Source organism: Stenotrophomonas genospecies 3, from assembly GCF_054473855.1.
Map to the genome: position 1 here is coordinate 23,062 of NZ_JBTMUR010000004.1, position 16,787 is coordinate 39,848.

The 16,787-nt window shown below is 68.4% G+C and carries 13 protein-coding genes; 7 read left to right on the forward strand and 6 right to left on the reverse strand.

The annotated features are described in order from the left end of the window. Positions 1–119: 119 nt before the first annotated feature. The 3 genes from recD to recC are packed head-to-tail and all read right to left on the reverse strand — an operon-like array spanning position 120 to position 9,021. Positions 120–2,000 carry an exodeoxyribonuclease V subunit alpha gene (gene recD, locus ACX9OT_RS06745; RefSeq protein ID WP_049462911.1) on the reverse strand — a complete coding sequence of 627 codons (1,881 nt, stop codon included), beginning with the start codon at positions 1,998–2,000 and terminating at the stop codon, positions 120–122. Further along, the gene (gene recB, locus ACX9OT_RS06750; protein ID WP_049462910.1) at positions 1,997–5,677 is read right to left on the reverse strand and encodes an exodeoxyribonuclease V subunit beta; all 3,681 of its coding nucleotides are present in this window, start codon (positions 5,675–5,677) and stop codon (positions 1,997–1,999) included. Before recB ends, recD begins: the two co-directional genes overlap by 4 nt. Further along, positions 5,674–9,021 carry an exodeoxyribonuclease V subunit gamma gene (gene recC, locus ACX9OT_RS06755; RefSeq protein WP_134951907.1) on the reverse strand — a complete coding sequence of 1,116 codons (3,348 nt, stop codon included), beginning with the start codon at positions 9,019–9,021 and terminating at the stop codon, positions 5,674–5,676. Before recC ends, recB begins: the two co-directional genes overlap by 4 nt. Positions 9,022–9,210: 189 nt before the next feature. Here recC and ACX9OT_RS06760 point away from each other — a divergent pair, with 189 nt between their 5' ends. From ACX9OT_RS06760 to ACX9OT_RS06785, 6 genes are read left to right on the forward strand one after another with little or no spacing between them, the layout of a single operon-like run. Further along, complete coding sequence (locus ACX9OT_RS06760) at positions 9,211–9,999, forward strand: ABC transporter ATP-binding protein (RefSeq protein ID WP_049462908.1); 789 nt, start codon at positions 9,211–9,213, stop codon at positions 9,997–9,999. Next, positions 9,999–10,748, forward strand: coding sequence for an MlaE family lipid ABC transporter permease subunit (locus tag ACX9OT_RS06765; RefSeq protein WP_005414955.1), 750 nt, complete (start codon positions 9,999–10,001; stop codon positions 10,746–10,748). Before ACX9OT_RS06760 ends, ACX9OT_RS06765 begins: the two co-directional genes overlap by 1 nt. Positions 10,749–10,807: 59 nt before the next feature. After that, on the forward strand, positions 10,808–11,332 hold the full coding sequence (mlaD, locus tag ACX9OT_RS06770; RefSeq protein ID WP_010487482.1) for an outer membrane lipid asymmetry maintenance protein MlaD: 525 nt from the start codon (positions 10,808–10,810) through the stop codon (positions 11,330–11,332). Continuing rightward, positions 11,329–11,991 (forward strand): MlaC/ttg2D family ABC transporter substrate-binding protein, encoded by a 663-nt coding sequence (locus ACX9OT_RS06775; protein ID WP_010487479.1) that lies wholly within the window; start codon positions 11,329–11,331, stop codon positions 11,989–11,991. The genes mlaD and ACX9OT_RS06775 overlap by 4 nt, the downstream gene beginning before the upstream one ends. Continuing rightward, positions 11,981–12,292 (forward strand): STAS domain-containing protein, encoded by a 312-nt coding sequence (locus tag ACX9OT_RS06780; RefSeq protein ID WP_049462907.1) that lies wholly within the window; start codon positions 11,981–11,983, stop codon positions 12,290–12,292. The genes ACX9OT_RS06775 and ACX9OT_RS06780 overlap by 11 nt, the downstream gene beginning before the upstream one ends. 1 nt (position 12,293) lies before the next feature. Continuing rightward, positions 12,294–13,307 carry an MlaA family lipoprotein gene (locus ACX9OT_RS06785; protein ID WP_032128489.1) on the forward strand — a complete coding sequence of 338 codons (1,014 nt, stop codon included), beginning with the start codon at positions 12,294–12,296 and terminating at the stop codon, positions 13,305–13,307. A gap of 84 nt (positions 13,308–13,391) precedes the next feature. Here the strand turns inward: ACX9OT_RS06785 and ACX9OT_RS06790 are convergent, their stop codons facing one another. The 3 genes from ACX9OT_RS06790 to ACX9OT_RS06800 all read right to left on the reverse strand — a co-directional run bounded on the left by ACX9OT_RS06790 (position 13,392) and on the right by ACX9OT_RS06800 (position 16,080). Next, a complete protein-coding gene (locus ACX9OT_RS06790; RefSeq protein WP_010487473.1) occupies positions 13,392–13,937 on the reverse strand; it encodes a glutathione peroxidase in 546 nt (181 codons plus the stop codon). Positions 13,938–14,074: 137 nt separating this feature from the next. Further along, a complete protein-coding gene (locus ACX9OT_RS06795) occupies positions 14,075–14,473 on the reverse strand; it encodes a hypothetical protein (protein ID WP_459001523.1) in 399 nt (132 codons plus the stop codon). 71 nt (positions 14,474–14,544) lie between these two features. Then, positions 14,545–16,080: a DNA recombination protein RmuC gene (locus ACX9OT_RS06800; protein WP_049400349.1), complete on the reverse strand. Its 1,536-nt coding sequence runs from the start codon at positions 16,078–16,080 to the stop codon at positions 14,545–14,547. 45 nt (positions 16,081–16,125) lie between these two features. Between ACX9OT_RS06800 and ACX9OT_RS06805 the strand changes: the two genes are divergently transcribed. Beyond that, entirely contained in the window at positions 16,126–16,731 is a 606-nt protein-coding gene (locus ACX9OT_RS06805; RefSeq protein WP_049462905.1) for a glutathione S-transferase family protein, read from the forward strand. Positions 16,732–16,787 lie beyond the last annotated feature (56 nt).

Genomic DNA, 16,787 nt, shown 5'->3' on the forward strand with positions numbered 1-16,787 from the left:
CTTTTGTAGAGTCGAGCCATGCTCGACTCCATGGCCCATCAGCCGAGCATGGCTCGGCTCTACATTATTGCGGCGCAGTCGAGCATGGCTCGACTCTACAGGGGCGCATCGCGCCCGTTTCAGAACAACGTGCCCTGCACCGTGGGCTGTTCAATACGCGCCGGTGCTTCGGCCACTTCTTCCACACCCAGCCGCCAGGCCAGACCACCCAACCGGCTGGCATGGCGCTTCAACGCCGCCTGCAGCACGTCGGCGCTGCCGGCCACATGCAGCACCTGGCGGGCGCGGGTCAGGCCGGTATAGACCAGTTCGCGTGACAGCACGCGGCTGTCCTGGCGCGGCAGCTGCAACCACACTTCATCGAACTCCGAGCCCTGTGCCTTGTGCACGGTCATCGCGAAGGCGCTTTCGTGCGCGGGCAGTGCGGCCGGGTGGAAGGCGCGTGGCTGGTCGATGCTGTCTCCGGGGAACCAGGCCACCATCGCGCCGCTGCCATCGCGCAGGCAGATACCGATATCGCCGTTGAACAGGCGATGACGGTAGCTGTTCTCGGTGACCAGCAGCAGGCGACCCTGGAAGTAGCCGGGGGTGTTGCCGGCCAGCAGCTGTTCGATGCGGCTGTTGAGCCCGCGCGCGCCCTGCGGGCCTTCGCGCAGTGCGGTCAGCACGCGCAGGCGCCCGGCCTGCTGCAGGGCAAGCACTGGATCGGCCGCGTCGGCCAGTGCACGCCAGTGGCTCAGCAGGTGCTCGCGCTGGCCACGCAGCGGATCGGCTTCGCCTTCGTGGAAATGCACGCCGGCCAGTTCACCACTGCGCAGCAGCTGCAGCGCGGTGCTGCTGTCGCCCTCGCGCACGGCATGGGCCAGCGGTGCCAGGTCCAGCGCATCGCTCTGCCGGTAGCCGCGCTGCAGCTGCACGCGGCGCCCGGCGAAGGCGCGTGGTGCCGCCTGCGGCTGCAGCGTGGCCGGAAGCAGCAGATCATGCAGTGCCTGCGCGTCATCGGCGCGGGTGCCGATGCCATCACCGCTGGCACGCAGGATCGCGCTGAGCACATCACCGGCCTCGACCGACGGCAGCTGATCGGGATCGCCGAGCAGGATCAACCGGGTGCCGCTGGCGATTGCGTCGACCAGCTTGGCCATCATCGGCAGATCGATCATCGAGGCTTCGTCGACCACGACCACATCCACCGGCAGCGGATTGTCGGCGTGGTGGCGGAAGCGCGGTGAATCGGGAATCACGCCGAGCAGGCGATGCAGAGTGGTGCCGGTACTGGGCAGCGCCGTGCACAACGCCGGGTCCAGTCCTTGTTCCTGCAGCCGTTGCACGGCGACGCGAAGGCTCTCGGCCATGCGCTCGGCGGCACGCCCGGTGGGAGCGGCCAACGCCACCTCGGGCAGCGGCTGGCCAGCGTGCCGGGCCTGTGCGGCCAGCAGCAGCAACAGGCGCGCGATGGTGGTGGTCTTGCCGGTGCCGGGACCGCCGGTGACCAGCGCCAGCGGATGGCGCAGGGTCACGCCGGCAGCGCGTGCCTGGTGATCCTCGCTGCCCGATGCCTGCGGGAACAGCTGCGCGAACAACGGTGCCAGCGCGGCCATATCCGGCGCCGGCAGCGGATGCCGGCCGATGCGCTGCAGCCCAGCCGCCAGCTGACGCTCGTACTCGCGATAGCGGCGCAGGTAGAGCAGGCCGTTCTCCAACACCAGCGGCGCATCCTCGGCGATGGCGTCGGCCTGCTCCGGCGTCGCTACCCATGGCGATGCACGCAGCTGTGCCAGCCAGTCCTGTGCGGCAGGCCACTCGGGTACGCCTTCCAGCAACCGTTGCGGTTGTGCCGGATCGAATGCAGCGTGGCCTTGCGATACCGCCAGCGACGCAAGCGCAGCCGCCAGCGCCACGCTCTCGGGCGTGTCGTCGCGCAGCCGCTGCAGGCTGGTCGCCAGTGCATGGTCGAGGGTGCGCAGCAGGCCCTTCTGGTGCAGTTCCTTCAGCAGGCTCATGCACTGGCTCCACGGGCACGCGCAGCCAGTTCGGCCTGGGCCTGTTCGCCACCGGCGAACAACGCATCCAGGGCATCCACCAGCGCCAACGGGAAGCGGTCCACATGCACACCGTTGCCGGCGGCATCCAGGCCACGGCAGAACAGGTAGCGGATGCCGCCCATGTCGCGCTCGTAGTCGTAGGCCGCACCCAGGCGGAAACGCAGCCAGCGATGCAGGGCCACGGTGTAGATCAGCGCCTGCAGGTCGTACTCGCTGTGGCGCATGGCAATGGCCAGCAGGTCCGGGCTGTAACCAGGCAGGCGGTTGGACTTGTAGTCGAGCACGTACCAGCGCCCGTCGCGCACGTAGGTCAGGTCGATCATGCCGGTCATCAACCCTTCCAGGCGGCGGCGCTGGCCGAAGCCGCGTCGCGTGCTGGAAACACCGTGCGCATGCAGCACCTGCAGCAGCGCCGGCACCGTGGTCGGCTCGATGGCGAAATGGAAGTCGATTTCCGCGCGGCGCTCGCCTTCACCCAGGCTGTGCAGCGCGCCGCCTTCGGGCAGCGGCACGGTGAGCGTGTGGCCGACCAGCGGCACCAGCACCGCCACGCCATCATCCAGGTCGACGTCGGCATAGCCTTCGTCGTGCAGCGCCTTGCGCAGTACCTCGGCCTGTCCCTCAGGGGCTTGCAGACCTGGCTGCCAGTCACCCCATGCGGCGAAGTCGACGTTCTCCATCGCCTCGTGCAGCACATTGCCGAAGCGACTGCCCATGAAGCGCGGGTCGATCGGTGTGCTGTCTTCGGCCGCCGCGGCGGGTTCCGGCAACGCCGGTTCCAGTGGCAGTTCCGGGCCAGCGGGTTCGTCGGCAGCGGGCGCCGGCAGCTCGGTGGCGGCGGCTTCGATATCACTGCCCGCGCCGGCATCGGCGTGGGCCAGCTGGGTGAAGCTGTACACCCACCAGTCGTGCGGGACGCGCCGGGTCAGGGCACGCACCGCCGGAAGGTCGCCTTCCACTTCGGCCGCCAGCTGCGGCAGCGCGGCCGCTGCCTCACTGTCATCGATGTGCACATCGGCGCGCGCGCGCAGCGCCTGCAGGTCACCCAGCAGCGGCGCCAGCCGCGTCTTGCCGAGCCCGGCCAGATCACCCACGGCGATCCACAGCGCATGCTCGGCACGGGTCAGTCCCACATACAGCAGGCGTGCATCCTCGGCGCGCTGCTCGCGCTCGCGCTGGGCACTGGCCGCTTCCCAGGCTTCGTCCTTGTCCAGCTTCCAGTGCAGCTGGCGCTGGCCATCCACATGCACCGTGCAGTGCGACGCCGTGTTCGGCGCGCCGCCGTCGATGCCGACGAACGGCAGGAACACCAGCGGGTACTCCAGGCCCTTGCTCTTGTGCAGGGTGATGATCTGCACGCGGCGCGCATCCGATTCCAGGCGCAGCAGCTGCTGCTCGTCATCCTGGTCGGCGCTGGCCATCTGCCCCTGCAGCCAGTCCAGCAGGCCATGCATGCCCAGCGCCTGCGCCGAGGCTTCCTGCAGCAGTTCACCCAGCTGCAGGTAATTGGTCAGGCGGCGCTCGCCATCGATCAGCGCCAGCAAGCGTTCGCCCTGTGCAGCACAGACGTCGGCGATCACTGCGAACGGTCCGCCGCGCTGCCAGCGCTCACGCCAGTTCAGCAGCTGTGCCTGGAACTCGCGTTGCAGGTCGCCCTCGCGCTCCATCGCGGCGATCGCACTGGCCCGCTGGCCAAGCAGCACGGTGGCCAGCACCGCACGCAGGCGGCCTTCGTCGGCCGGTTGCAGCAGCGCCAGCAGCAGCGCGCGCAGATCACGCGCTTCGGGGGTGGCGAACAGGCTCTGCTTGCCGGCCGCCACGGCGGGAATGCCGACCGCGGCCAGCGCGCGCTGCACCAGCGTCGCCTCGCGATGCGAGCGCACCAGCACCGCGATGTCACCGGGCTGCACCGGGCGCCCACGCAACACGGCATTGCCCGCACGCGCCTCGACCAGGATCTGGTGAATCGCAGCCACGCAGGCCTGGGTCGCGGCATCACGCGAGGCGTCCGCACTCATCGCCTTGTCACCGCCACTGCGCAGCACGCGTAGGGTGAGTGCCGCGGCGGCATGGCCATCACGCTGGTAGTCCTCGTCGATGCGCACGCCACCGGGCCGCACCGGCTCGAACTGGATGTCGCGTTCGAGGAAGGCGTCTTCGCCACCGTTGTCGTACAGCGCCTGCAACGCGCGCAACACAGCCGGTCGCGAGCGGAAGTTCTGGTCCAGCACCGGCGCCTGCTGCGCCACCTGCTTGGCCTTCAGGTAGGTGTGGATGTCACCGCCGCGGAAACCGTAGATCGCCTGCTTGGGGTCGCCGATCAGGAACAGTGCCGGCGCCAGGCCGAGTTCGCGCACCTCCGGCGAATCGCCGAACACGGTGTGGAAGATGCCCCACTGGCGATCGTCGGTGTCCTGGAACTCATCGACCAGCGCGATGCGGTACTGCGCACGCAGTTGTTTCACCAGTGTCAGCCGTTGCGGGCCTTCCAGCGCCACCGCCACGCCATCGATCAGATCGTCGTAGGTCTGTACCCGGCGCGTGCGCTTCAGCGCCTGCAGGCGTTGCATGGCTTCGGCGCGAAGCGCGTGCAGGAAGTTCAACGCGGTACCACGCAACCAGGCATCGCGTTCGGCCAGCAGCGCGACATAGCGCGCCAACGGCGCCTGCAATGGCGACGATGGCGTGCGGTCGGGGAATTTCTTGTTGGTCTTGTCGGCCAGCACCTCCGGCAGCAGTGCCGGCAGGCGCTCGCTGACCAGCAGCTCGCGCGGGTCGCCGCGCTCGGCCCAGGCCAGCATCTGCCGGCCCAGCGGATGCAGCCAGCCCAGCTTGTAGGACACGCCGTTGAGCCACTTGTTGTCGACCGCATCGCAGAGATCGATGAAGAACTGCTCGCCATGCTCGCGCACGCTTGCGGACAGTGCTTCCGCCGCACTGTGCAGGGCCGGGTGTGGATCGGCCAGTGCCACCGGCTGTGGCAACGGGTGCAGTGGCGGCGTGCCCAGCAGCGCGCGCAGATCAGCGGCCAATGCATCCGGGTTGGACCACAGCCAGGTCAGCGGTTCCAGCGTGGCCGGGTCATTGGCATGCACGCGCCATAGATCAGCGGCCAGCTCCTCCAGCAGTTCACGATCGCTGGCCAGCAGTTCCGGCGGATCAAAGGTGTGGCCGCTTTCCAGCGCATGCTCGCGCAGCACGCGGGTGCAGAAGCCGTGGATGGTGAAGATGGATGCCAGGTCGATCTCGTCGGCAGCCACCTGCAGGCGGCGTTTCAGTGCGACCGCGCTCTCGGTTCCGCCCTGTAGATGACGCTGCAGCACGTCGCGGGTCAATCTCGCGTCGGGTGCTTCACCCTCGGCCGGTTCCAGATCGACCAGGCGCGCGGCCAGCGCCAGGCGCTCACGGATGCGCTTGCGCAGTTCCTGGGTGGCCGCATCGGTGAAGGTCACCGCCAGGATCTGGCCGATACGCAGGCCCTGCTCCACCACCAGTCGGGTGAACAACGTGGCCAGGGTGAAGGTCTTGCCGGTGCCTGCGCTGGCTTCAATCAGGCGGATGCCGTCCAGCGGCAGGGCCAGGTAAGGATCGCCCGCCATACGCTGGGTTTCCTGATCGGCGATGGCGGTGTTCATGCGTTGCCCTCCTGGCGTGCTTCGGTACCGAGAGTGCGGCCTTCGCGCACCGCGCTGAAGACCACCTGGCTGTTGCGCAGCAGCTCGGCATAGCTGGCATCGGTGGCGAACGGGTCGGCACCGCGCAGCAGCAGCTGCCAGGCGTCGCTGCTGGATTCGCCCCAACTGCGGTCACTGCCATGCCACTGCTTCCAGCCTTCGCTGCGCTGTTTTTCTGCCGGTGCGTTGTACAGCACCCAGCCGGTATACGGGGCAAAGCGCAGCGGCTCACGCAGGCCGCGCTGGCGCAATTGCAGCAGCGCACGCAGCGCGGCGCGTGCAGCGGGGGCGCTCAGTGCTGGCAGCACATGCGGGCCGGGACCGGCGTCACCGCCATCGTGGAACTGCACCAGCGGCAACGCATCGCCGGCGGCGTTGGCCAGCAGCCAGTCCAGGCCCTGGCGGATCACTGCATTGCCATTGAGCGTGCCGGCCCGCAGGCGCACCAGCCCTTCGGGATGCCGATCAGCCACGCGGCCGTGCAGGCGCACGCCGTCGATGTCCACTTCGTAGCGACGGCTTTCCAGCGGTTCGCCCTGCATCCAGCCCAGCAACGCACTGGCATACGGACGGGTCTTCAACTGCTCCACCTCGAACTGGCGCTCGCCCAATGGGCCCGACGGCAGCAGGCCACGCGCGCGCAGCCGCGGGTACAACGGCTCGGTATCGCCGCTGAGCGTGGCGCGCACCACCGCCGCCTGTACGCTGCGCTTCTCCGGGCCGCGCGATGACAGCACCAGCGGTTCCAGGTCATCGACCTCCTCGATATCGTCGGCCAGGCGCAGGCCCAGCGACTGCGCGAGGAACTGCCCGGCCGGATCGCACAGGAAACGGCGCAGGGTATCGAGTGCGACGTCGTCCTCCACCGCATCGTCGAGCGGCGGTGGCAGCGGTGCGTCGAACCACGGCTGCAGTCCACCGCGCTGGCCAGTGAGGCGACCGGCCGCCGGATGCCACTGGCGGCGATAGCTGAAGCGACGCGGATCGCCATCACCAAACGCCGCCGGTGAGAACGGCTGCAGTGCGTGGCGCACGGTGAAGTCGCGGACCGCCGCAGGCCGATCGAGGTGATACGCAGCGGCGGCATCGATCAGTTCACTGACCAGCACCGACGGCTCGCGCACGCTGCCATCGCGCGGATCGGCACCGAGGTAGCTGAGGTAGAACACCTCCTGCGCGGCGGCGAACAGCTGCAGGAACAGGAAACGGTCGTCCTCGCGGGTGGAGCGGTCGCCCGGCCGGCGGCGCGGCGTGTCCAGTTCGGCGGTGAGCTGGTTGAGACCGGCCGCCGGGTCACGGCGCGGGAAATCGCCATCATTGAGGCCCAGCACGCAGATCACCCGGAATGGCAGCAGTCGCATCGGCACCATGCGGCCGAAACTGATGCCACCGGTCAGCAGCGGTGCGCGCGTATCGGCCTCGCCCAGCGCGCCGGCGAAGTGCGCACGTACCACCTCCGGCGGCACGCCTTCCGCGAAGCCGGCCTTGGCAGCATCCTCGGCGAACTGGTTGAGCAGCTTGCGCAGGCGCTCCAGGGCACGCTGGCTGTTGGGTGAACTCGGCGCGGTGGGCAGCAGTGCATCCAGCAACGACAGCAGGCGCTGTCGCCACTGCGCCGGGGTCAGCAGCTCACCGAGGCGACGCTGATAGACCGCCAGCACGCGCAACAGGCGCAGCAGCCGGTCCAGCGCGTCCAGTGCACCACCTTCCAGTTCGATCCACGGTGCGACACCGGCCAGGTCGGCCTCGCTGCCGGTGGCATGGCCGAGCACCAGGCGGTCCAGTGCGAACTGCCAGGTGTAGGCGTCGTCCGCCGGCGCCTGGTGCTGGTGGCGGTGCTTCGCATCCAGGCCCCAGCGTGCACCGGCCTGCTGCAGCCAGCCATGCAGGCGGTCGAAGTCCACCGCTTCCAGCCCGGCCGCTTCGGCCAGCGGCGCGCTGGCCAGCAGGTCCAGCACTTCATTCAGGCCAAAGCGCGAGACCGGCAGGCCCAGCAGGTGCACGAACACATCAGCCAGCGGTTCACCGGCCAGCGGGCTGCTGTCGGCCAGCGCATAGGGGATGTGCTCCTCCTCGCCACCACGGCCGCCGAACACCGCTTCCAGGTACGGCACGTAGGGATCGATGTCCGGCGCCAGCACCGCGATCTCGCGCGCCTGCAGCGGCGGGTCGAAGCGCGGGTCCTGCAGCAGGCTGCGCAGCTGGTCGTGCAGCACCTGCAACTCGCGCAGGCGGGTGTGGCAGGCGTGCACCTGCAGGCTGGGGTCGTCGCTGCGCAGGCCGTCGCGCAGCTCGCCCGAGGGCAGCGCGCGGCGGTGGAACAGATCGCGCTGCAGGCGATGCAGCAGGCTGTCGGACAGGCCGCCTTCGTCCAGGGTCGGCCGGGTGTCGTCCTCCGGATCGGAATAGGCGGCGATTTCGCCGGCCGGGTGCACCACCTCGTAACTGCCCAGCACCGCCATGAAGTCGCGCCCGGCCGCGCCCCAGGCTTCCAGCAGGCGGTTTTCGCCGGCTGCTTCGCCGAAGGGATCGGGCGCGCCGCTGCGCAGGCGCTCGGCCAGGGTCTGCAGATCGCCCCAGTACGACTGCACCGGGGTGGGCATATAGAAATGCAGCTCGCCAACACGTGCCTGGGTGGCCATCACCCGCAGCACATCGGGCGAGATGTTGAGCGTCGCGAACGCAGACATGCGCGGTGGCAAGCCCTTCGGCAAGGGTTGGCCGGCCCCTTCGAAGCGGTCCAGGTATTCCTGGATGCGGCGCGCGCGGTAGTCGTGGCCGTGGGTGATGGTGCGCCACAGGATCGCCTGCGGATCGGACGGATCGGCACCGGCCGCCCAGCGCAGCAGCCAGTCGCGGCGCCACGCCTGGTACTTCTCGAACACCGAGGCCAGCTCGCCAGCCAGCGCCCACGGCTTCAATGCGTCATCGCCGGCAAGATAGGACTGCAGCGCGCGCATCGGGGGCTGCGCCAGCAGTACCGGGTCACGCAGTGCCTGGTACAGCTTCCAGTGCAGGCCGGCCGCGTCCAGGTCGTCCTGCTCGCCGCTGACGTTGGCCTTCAGCGCGCGCGCCACGAACTCACCCGGGGTGAGGAATTCGAGGTTCGCAGCCACACCGAACTCGGCGGCCAGTGTCGCTTGCAGCCAACGCCGCATTGCTACCTGCGGGATCAGCACCACTTCCGGTGCCAGCAGCGGCTGGCCAGGAACGGGCGCACGCACATTGCGCGCCAGCAGCGCGGCCAGCACGTCCAGGGAGTTGGAATGGTAGAGGCGGAAATCGCTGCCTGGGTCACTCATCATGCACAGTGTGCAGGACAGCAGGCAGTATTCAATGGTTGGGCCGCGAGCGGTACGGATTGTTCCGGGACGCCAGGCGATTGTCCCGGCCTCCGCCGAGGCTTGTCGTGCAACAATACTGCACCGTCCAGTCTGCTTATGTTCAGCCGACGGGCCCGATCCTTCGATGTCTAAAAAACGTTAATGGTGCCCATGTCGGCTTCCACCTCCAGTCTGGTGCAGTTATCCAACGTCCGCATCGACCGGAGCGGACGCACGATCCTGCGCGACGTGTCGCTGCAGGTGCCCAAGGGCAGCATCACCGCCGTTCTGGGTCCGTCCGGCAGCGGCAAGTCGACCCTGCTGGCGGCGCTGACCGGCGAACTGCGCCCGGTCGCCGGCGAGGTCACCCTGTTCGGCAAGCCGATTCCGCATGACAGCGGCGCGCTGCTGGAAATGCGCAAGAGCGTGGGCGTGCTGCTGCAGGGCAACGGCCTGCTGACCGACCTGACCGTGGCGGAAAACGTGGCGCTGCCGCTGCGTACGCACACCCGCCTGCCGACCGCCGTGCTGCGCCGGCTGGTGCAGATGAAGCTGCATTCGGTGGGCCTGCTGGCCGCCGCCGATGCCTGGCCGCGCGAGCTGTCAGGTGGCATGGCGCGCCGCGTGGCGCTGGCCCGTGCACTGGCGCTGGACCCGCCGCTGATGATCTACGACGAGCCGCTGACCGGGCTGGACCCGATCGCCTCGGGGGTGATCATGAGCCTGATCCAGCGCCTCAACCACAGCCTGGGCCTGACCAGCATCATCGTCAGCCACCACGTGCACGAGACCCTGCCGATCTGCGACCAGGTGATCGCGATCGCCAATGGCGGCATCGTGTTCCAGGGCACGCCCGAGGCACTGCAGTCCAGCCAGGACCCGCTGCTGCGGCAGTTCCTGCACGGCCAGCCCGATGGCCCCATCCCGTTCGATGCCGCGCCGCGCGCGAGGGTCGCCTGATGCCGTTCGTTCAAGCCACCCGCTCGCTGGGTCGTGCCGGCCTGTTCTCGCTGACCGTGCTGCGCGGTTCGCTGCCGACCCGTGATTTCCTGGCCGAGTTGACCCGCGAGATCTACAAGATCGGTGCGCGCTCGCTGCCGATCATCGCCGTCGGCGGTGCCTTCGTCGGCCTGGTGCTGACCCTGCAGGGCTACCGCACGCTGACCACCTTCGGTGCGGCCGACGCACTGTCGACCCTGCTCGGGCTGTCGCTGTACCGCGAGCTGGCACCGGTGCTGACCGCGCTGCTGTTCATTGGCCGCGCTGGCAGCTCGATCGCCGCCGAGCTGGGCCTGATGCGTGCCACCGACCAGATCAAGGCGCTGGAGCTGATGGCGATCGACCCGGTGGCCAAGGCGGTGGCGCCGCGCTTCTGGGCGGCGGTGCTGACCGTGCCGCTGCTGACCGGCATCTTCTGTTCGCTTGCAATCAGTGCCAGCTACTTCGAAGCGGTGCACGTGCTGGGCCTGGACAATGGCGTGTTCTGGTCGGCGCTGCGCAACAGCGTGGACTTCTGGGACGACTTCGGCGTGGCAATGCTGAAGTCGGCGATCTTCGGCGGCACTGCCGCGCTGGTTGCCGCCTATGTGGGTTTCCACGCCGAGCCGACCATTGAAGGCACTTCGGTGGCGACCACCCGTGCGGTGGTCAACGCTTCACTGCTGGTGCTGATGTTCAACTTCGTGCTGTCGGCAATGTTGTTCACCTAACCCCTCCACCGGCGGTGCGCAGGCGCGCGCGGCCACAACGACTCGATCAGGTAATCCACATGGCCATCCGCGGTCCCAGACTCGAATTTTCCGTCGGCGCCTTCCTGCTGCTGGCCCTGGCCTCGCTGATGGTGCTGGCGGTGGCCTCGACCAACCAGCGCTGGAGCTGGGGCAGCGAAGGCTACGACCTGAAGGCACGCTTCTCCCAGGTCGGCCAGCTGCGCAAGCAGGCGCCGGTGAAGATCGGCGGCGTCACTGTCGGCCAGGTCGCTTCGATCGACCTGGACCCGGTGAAGTTCGAATCGATCGTCACCCTGCGCATGGACAGCAAGGTCAAGGACCTGCCGGCGGACACCTCGGCCGGCATCTTCACCAGCGGTTTGCTCGGCGAGAGCTATATCGGTCTGCAGCCGGGCGGTGATCCGGACGTGCTGAAGGCCGGTGACGAGATCGTCTTCACCCAGCCGGCGGTGGACCTGATCCAGCTGGTCGGCAAGTACATGTTCAGTGGCGGTGCCGGTGGCGGCGCTGCTCAGAAGCCCAACGATGGCGCGCAGGCGCCTGCAACGGAACCGCAACCATGAAGATGAAACTGATCCCGGCCCTGCTCGCCTCGGCGCTGCTGGCGGCCACCCCGTTCCTGGCCCAGGCCCAGGCCGCTGCGCCTGCCGCTGCCGCAACGCAAAGCCAGGCCGGCAAGGTGGTGATCGATGCCAGCAGCCGCATCCTGTCCACGCTGCAGCAGCGCAAGAGCGAGTTCACCAGCAACCCGGCCAGCCTGCGCAGCTACATCGACAGCGAGCTGACCCGCACCTTCGACCGCGACTACGCCGCGCGCCTGGTGCTGGGCCCGCACGCCCGCGGCGCCTCCGACGCCGACATCAAGCTGTTCGCCGATGCCATGGCCGACAGCCTGATGCAGCGCTACGGCTCCACCCTGCTCAACATCCAGGGCAAGCCGAGCTTCCGCCTGAAGGGTGAAAGCCCGCTGCCGGGCAATCGTGGCGTGCGCGTGAGCACCGAACTGGTGCGCGCCGGCAACGAACCGACCCCGGTCGAGTACTGGATGCGCAACGTGAACGGCCAGTGGAAGATCTTCGACGTCAACATCGAAGGCATTTCCTACGTGCAGACCTTCCGCAACCAGTTCGACACCCCGCTGCGCCAGAAGGGCATCAAGCAGGTGGCCAACGAACTGCACAGCGGCAGCATGCAGGCCGGGCCCGCGGGCAATGGCAAGTAACGCACTGGCGCTGCTGGAAGGCGACACCCTGCGCCTGCGCGGGGTGCTCGACCGTGCCGCGGTGATCGCGCTGTGGCCGCAGCTGCAGGCCCTGCCGGCAAAGCTGTCACGGCTGGAGCTGAGTGAGGTCGAACGCGTGGACAGCGCCGGCCTGGCGCTGCTGGCCGAGCTGGCCGCACGTGCGCGCAAGAGCGGTCACCCGCTGGCAGTCTCCGGCGCGCCGGCCGGCTACAACGAGCTGAGCGCAGCCTACCGGCTGTCGCCCGACCTGGATTTCAACGCTACTTCTGCTGCGAGCTGACATGAACGTCGTACGCACTTTCCCCCTGATCGTCCTGGCCACCGCCCTGACCGCCTGCGCCGGCAAGCCCGCACGCAGCGATGCGCCCGCAGCCAGCACCGTGGTCCCGGCCAGCACCATCGCCGAGGCCTCTGCCCCCACCGCCGATACCGCTACGGTCGATGCCGCACCGGCAACAGCCGTGGTTGCCGCACCTGCGCCGGCCACGCCGCCATCCGCACCGGCCCGCAGCGCCGACACCGATGCGGCCAGGGCCGCGGCGGCGACCGCCCCCGGTGGTGACGACGACTTCGATGCCCTCTACGGCGGTGCCGGCAACACTGGCAGCGCGGCAGCCTACGATCCGTGGGAACCGTTCAACCGCAAGGTGCACACGTTCAACAACGCGGTTGACCGTGGCATCGCCCGCCCGCTGGCCACGGCCTACACCCACGTGGTGCCGCGCTTCGCCCGCACCGGCGTCAGCAACTTCTTCAGCAACCTGCGCGCACCGGTGACCATCACCAACCAGCTGCTGCAGGGCCGTGGTGCCGATGCGTGGGACAGCCTCGGCCGCTTCCTGATGAACAGCACGCTGGGTATCGGCGGCCTGTTCGATCCGGCCAGCAAGGCGATGGTGCCGCGTCGCAATGAGGACTTCGGGCAGACCCTGGGGGCCTGGGGCTGGCGTCGTTCGCGTTACGTGGAACTGCCGTTCTTCGGCCCTCGCACCGTGCGCGATGTGTTCGGCCTGGCCGGTGACATTCCGCTGTCGCCGATCCGCCGCATCGAAGAGGACAAGATCCGCATCGGCCTGCAGGGCATGCAGCTGGTCGATACCCGCGCGCAGCTGCTGGCAATCGACGACCTGCGTGACACCGCCGTGGACGAGTACTCGCTGGTACGCGATGCGTGGATGCAGCGCCGCAACTACCAGATCGAGAACGATCTGCGCAGCAAGCGCGACCGTGGCCACGACGATGCCAATTCGCCGATCCCGGTCGATGCGATGCCGATGCCGCAGTGGACGCACTGAGTCCGGTCTGCAGCGCATGAAAAACCCCGCCTCGGCGGGGTTTTTCTTTTCCGGTAGGTGCCAACCTTGGTTGGCACGCTTTCCTCAGGCTGCCAGCGCTGCCTCGATGGCCTCGCGCAGGCGCGCGTCATCGGCAGCCACGTCCGGGGCGAAACGCGCGATGACCTTGCCGTCGCGGCCAACCAGGAACTTCTCGAAGTTCCACAGCACCGCCGGTGCTGCGTGGATCGGGATCTCCTTGCTGGCCAGGCGCTCACGCAGCGGGCCTTCGCCGATCGACTGCGGCTGGGCGGCGGTCAGCTGCTGGTACAGCGGATGGGTATCGTCACCGGCCACGCTGATCTTGGAGAACATCGGGAAGCTGACGTCGTAGGTGAGCTGGCAGAACTGCTGGATCTCCGCCTCGCTGCCCGGCTCCTGGCCGAGGAAGTTGTTGGCGGGGAAGCCCAGTACTTCCAGACCCTGCGCGTGCTTTTCCGCATACAGCGCCTGCAGGCCTTCGTACTGCGGTGTCAGGCCGCACTTGGAGGCGACGTTGACCAGCAGCAGTACCTTGCCCTGGTAGTCGGCAAGCGAGGACGGCTGGCCGTCGATGGTGGTGAGGGAAATGTCCTGGATCGGGGTGCTCACGCGGGGGCTCCGGCAACAGCGGGGAATGGCCCACCAGCATAGCGCCGCGCGATGGCGGTAGTGCCGGCCGCTGGCCGGCAGTCGTGCGACCGTTCGCAAGGGTTCATGCGGTTGCCGGCCAGCGGCCGGCACTACGATCAGTCCACGCAGATCGTGCCCTGCGCCTTGCCGTCATCAATGCGCTGGCGGCAGCCGAAGTTCTGGCGCACATCGCGCTGGCAGGTACCGGTAGCGGCGCTGCCAGCGCCCACCTCGGGACCGGCCAGGCACTGGCCCGTGCAGTCGCTTTTGCGGCTGCAGGCCTTGCCGGCATCGGCATAGGGAATCACGCACTGCTCGCGTTGCAGCCGGCCCAGCCGTTGCAGGCTGCCGCCGGCGGCCTGGCAGCCAACGTCGCGCGCTTCGCGATACGCCTCGGCCGCTTCAGGGCTGGTGGCTGCGGCAGGTGCCGCGGTCGTATCGGCAGCCGGTGGTGCGCTGCTGCAGGCGGCAAGCAGCGCGGTCAGGACAAGGCTGGTGAAGCGGCGCAGGCGCATGACGATACCTGATCGAGGCGGACAGGCCGCCAGCATACGCATCGGCGATGCAGGCGGCGTGTCAGCGTGGCTCAGGCCTCGTCGCCGTCACTGCCTTCCTCTGCTGGCAGCGCGTCCGGCAGCAACTGGCGGCTCTGCTCAACCGGCAGCGACTCGACATCCCTCAGCTTGCGGGCGATCGCGCGGGTGCGCACCCCGGTCTGGTCGATCTGCTTGCTGGCCTGGTCCAGCTTGGCCTTCACGTTGTCCAGCACATCGCCGAACTTGCCGAACTCGGTCTTCACCGCACCCAGCAGGCTCCACACCTCGCTGGACCGCTTCTCGATGGCCAGCGTGCGGAAGCCCATCTGCAGGCTGTTGAGCAGTGCGGTGATCGTGGTCGGCCCGGCGACCACCACGCGGTGGTCGCGCTGCAGCAGATCGACCAGGCCGGGGCGCCGGATCACCTCGGCATACAGGCCTTCGGTAGGCAGGAACATCACCGCGAAGTCGGTGGTGTGCGGCGGCACGATGTACTTCTCGCAGATCGACTTGGCCTGCACCTTCACCGCACGCTCCAGCTGCGCACCCTGCACGCGTACCAGTTCGGCATCACCCTGCTCCTGTGCGTCCAGCAGGCGCTCGTAGTCTTCGCGTGGGAACTTGGAGTCGATCGGCAGCCACACCGGCGTGTCATCGCTGCTGCGGCCCGGCAGGCGCACGGCGATGTCGACCATTTCGCCACTATCCGGGCGTACCTTCACCCCGCGCGCGTACTGCTCCTGGATCAGGGTCTGCTCGAGGATGTTCTCCAGCTGTACTTCACCCCAGCTGCCGCGCGTCTTGACGTTGGTCAGCACGCGCTTGAGGTCACCGACGCCGGTGGCCAGCTGCTGCATCTCGCCGAGGCCGCGCTGCACCTGTTCCAGGCGCTCCGAGACCAGTTTGAAGGACTGGCCAAGGCGTGTTTCCAGGGTGGACTGCAACTTCTCATCCACCGTCACGCGCATCTGTTCCAGCTTCTGCGCATTGTCGCTCTGCAGCGCGCGCAGCTGCTCTTCCAGCGTTGTGCGCATCTCGGCGATGCGCTGCTCGTTGCGCTGGGTCAGTTCCTGCAGGCGCAGGCCAAGGCTTTCAGTCAGGCGCTGCTGCGACTGCGCGCCCTCCTCGCGGCCCTTGCGTGCATCGTCCACCAGGGTCTGCCGCAGCGCGCCGAGCTGGGTATCGGTACGCCCGGTGAGCTCCTGCAGCTGCTGGCCAAACGCATGGATGCGGGCTTCCTGCTGCTGGCCGAAGGTCTCCAGCTGGCCGCGCAGCTCCTGCAGCCGCTGTCCCATCAACGCCGCGCCGCGCTGCTGGCTCTCGGCCGCTTCGGCGCGCGCCTTGCGGGCATCTTCGCCCAGCGCTTCGCGCAGCAGGTCCAGGCGCTGGTCGGTGCGGGTGGACAGATCGGTCAGCGCGCGGGCGAAGCCATCGAGCTGTTCGCGCAGCTCGCTGCGCCCGGCCCGCGCCTCCTCGCGCACCGCCTGTTCCAGGCGGTCATGCGGCGGGCGGCGCAGCAGGGCGACCAGCTGCAGGATGAGCACGGCCAATAGAAGGCCGCCAATGAGCAGATATTCGGTTTGCATGGGGCAAGTGTAGGCTGGCCGAGTCTCAACTGCTGCGTCAGGACCATGGTCGTCCTCTACGGAAAGCCCACCTCCATCAATGTGCGTAAAGTGCTGTGGCTGTGCGCGGGGCTGGATCTGCCCCTGCACCACGAACCGGCCCCCTCGCCGGACCTGCTGGCCACGCTGAACCCCAACCGGCAGGTGCCGGTGCTGCGTGATGGCGACTTCGTGCTGTGGGAATCCAACAGCATCTGCCGCTACCTGGCCGCACGCGCCGGTCGCGAGGATCTGCTGCCACATGCAGCAAAGGACCGGGCCCGGGTGGAGCAGTGGATGGACTGGCAGGCCAGCGACCTCAACAGCGCATGGCGCCATGTGTTCATGGCGCGCGTGCGCCAGCATCCGGACTATCCGGATGACGCCCGTGCCGAGGCCAGCCTGGCGCAGTGGAACCGGCTGATGGGCGTCCTTGATGCACAGCTCGCCACTACCGACGGCTACGTGGCGGGCAACACCTTCACTCTGGCCGACATCGTGCTCGGGCTGTCGACCCAACGCTGGCGCAGCACGCCGGGCAGCAAGCCGGTACTGGCACACGTAGATGCCTGGTTCGAACGCCTGCGCCAGCAGCCCGGTTTCGCCGAGTACGTCGACAACGGTGTGGCCTGAGCAGTGGCTTCCGCAGCTGTTGGCAGGTGTCGACCTTGGTCGACACGGCTGATCCA

Bases quoted from the DNA above. Each gene is read 5' to 3' on its own strand.
- recD (WP_049462911.1), bottom strand. From the start codon at position 2,000: ATGAGCCTGCTGAAGGAACTGCACCAGAAGGGCCTGCTGCGCACCCTC.
- recB (WP_049462910.1), bottom strand. From the start codon at position 5,677: ATGAACACCGCCATCGCCGATCAGGAAACCCAGCGTATGGCGGGCGAT.
- recC (WP_134951907.1), bottom strand. From the start codon at position 9,021: ATGATGAGTGACCCAGGCAGCGATTTCCGCCTCTACCATTCCAACTCC.
- ACX9OT_RS06760 (WP_049462908.1), top strand. From the start codon at position 9,211: ATGTCGGCTTCCACCTCCAGTCTGGTGCAGTTATCCAACGTCCGCATC.
- ACX9OT_RS06765 (WP_005414955.1), top strand. From the start codon at position 9,999: ATGCCGTTCGTTCAAGCCACCCGCTCGCTGGGTCGTGCCGGCCTGTTC.
- mlaD (WP_010487482.1), top strand. From the start codon at position 10,808: ATGGCCATCCGCGGTCCCAGACTCGAATTTTCCGTCGGCGCCTTCCTG.
- ACX9OT_RS06775 (WP_010487479.1), top strand. From the start codon at position 11,329: ATGAAGATGAAACTGATCCCGGCCCTGCTCGCCTCGGCGCTGCTGGCG.
- ACX9OT_RS06780 (WP_049462907.1), top strand. From the start codon at position 11,981: ATGGCAAGTAACGCACTGGCGCTGCTGGAAGGCGACACCCTGCGCCTG.
- ACX9OT_RS06785 (WP_032128489.1), top strand. From the start codon at position 12,294: ATGAACGTCGTACGCACTTTCCCCCTGATCGTCCTGGCCACCGCCCTG.
- ACX9OT_RS06795 (WP_459001523.1), bottom strand. From the start codon at position 14,473: ATGCGCCTGCGCCGCTTCACCAGCCTTGTCCTGACCGCGCTGCTTGCC.
- ACX9OT_RS06800 (WP_049400349.1), bottom strand. From the start codon at position 16,080: ATGCAAACCGAATATCTGCTCATTGGCGGCCTTCTATTGGCCGTGCTC.
- ACX9OT_RS06805 (WP_049462905.1), top strand. From the start codon at position 16,126: ATGGTCGTCCTCTACGGAAAGCCCACCTCCATCAATGTGCGTAAAGTG.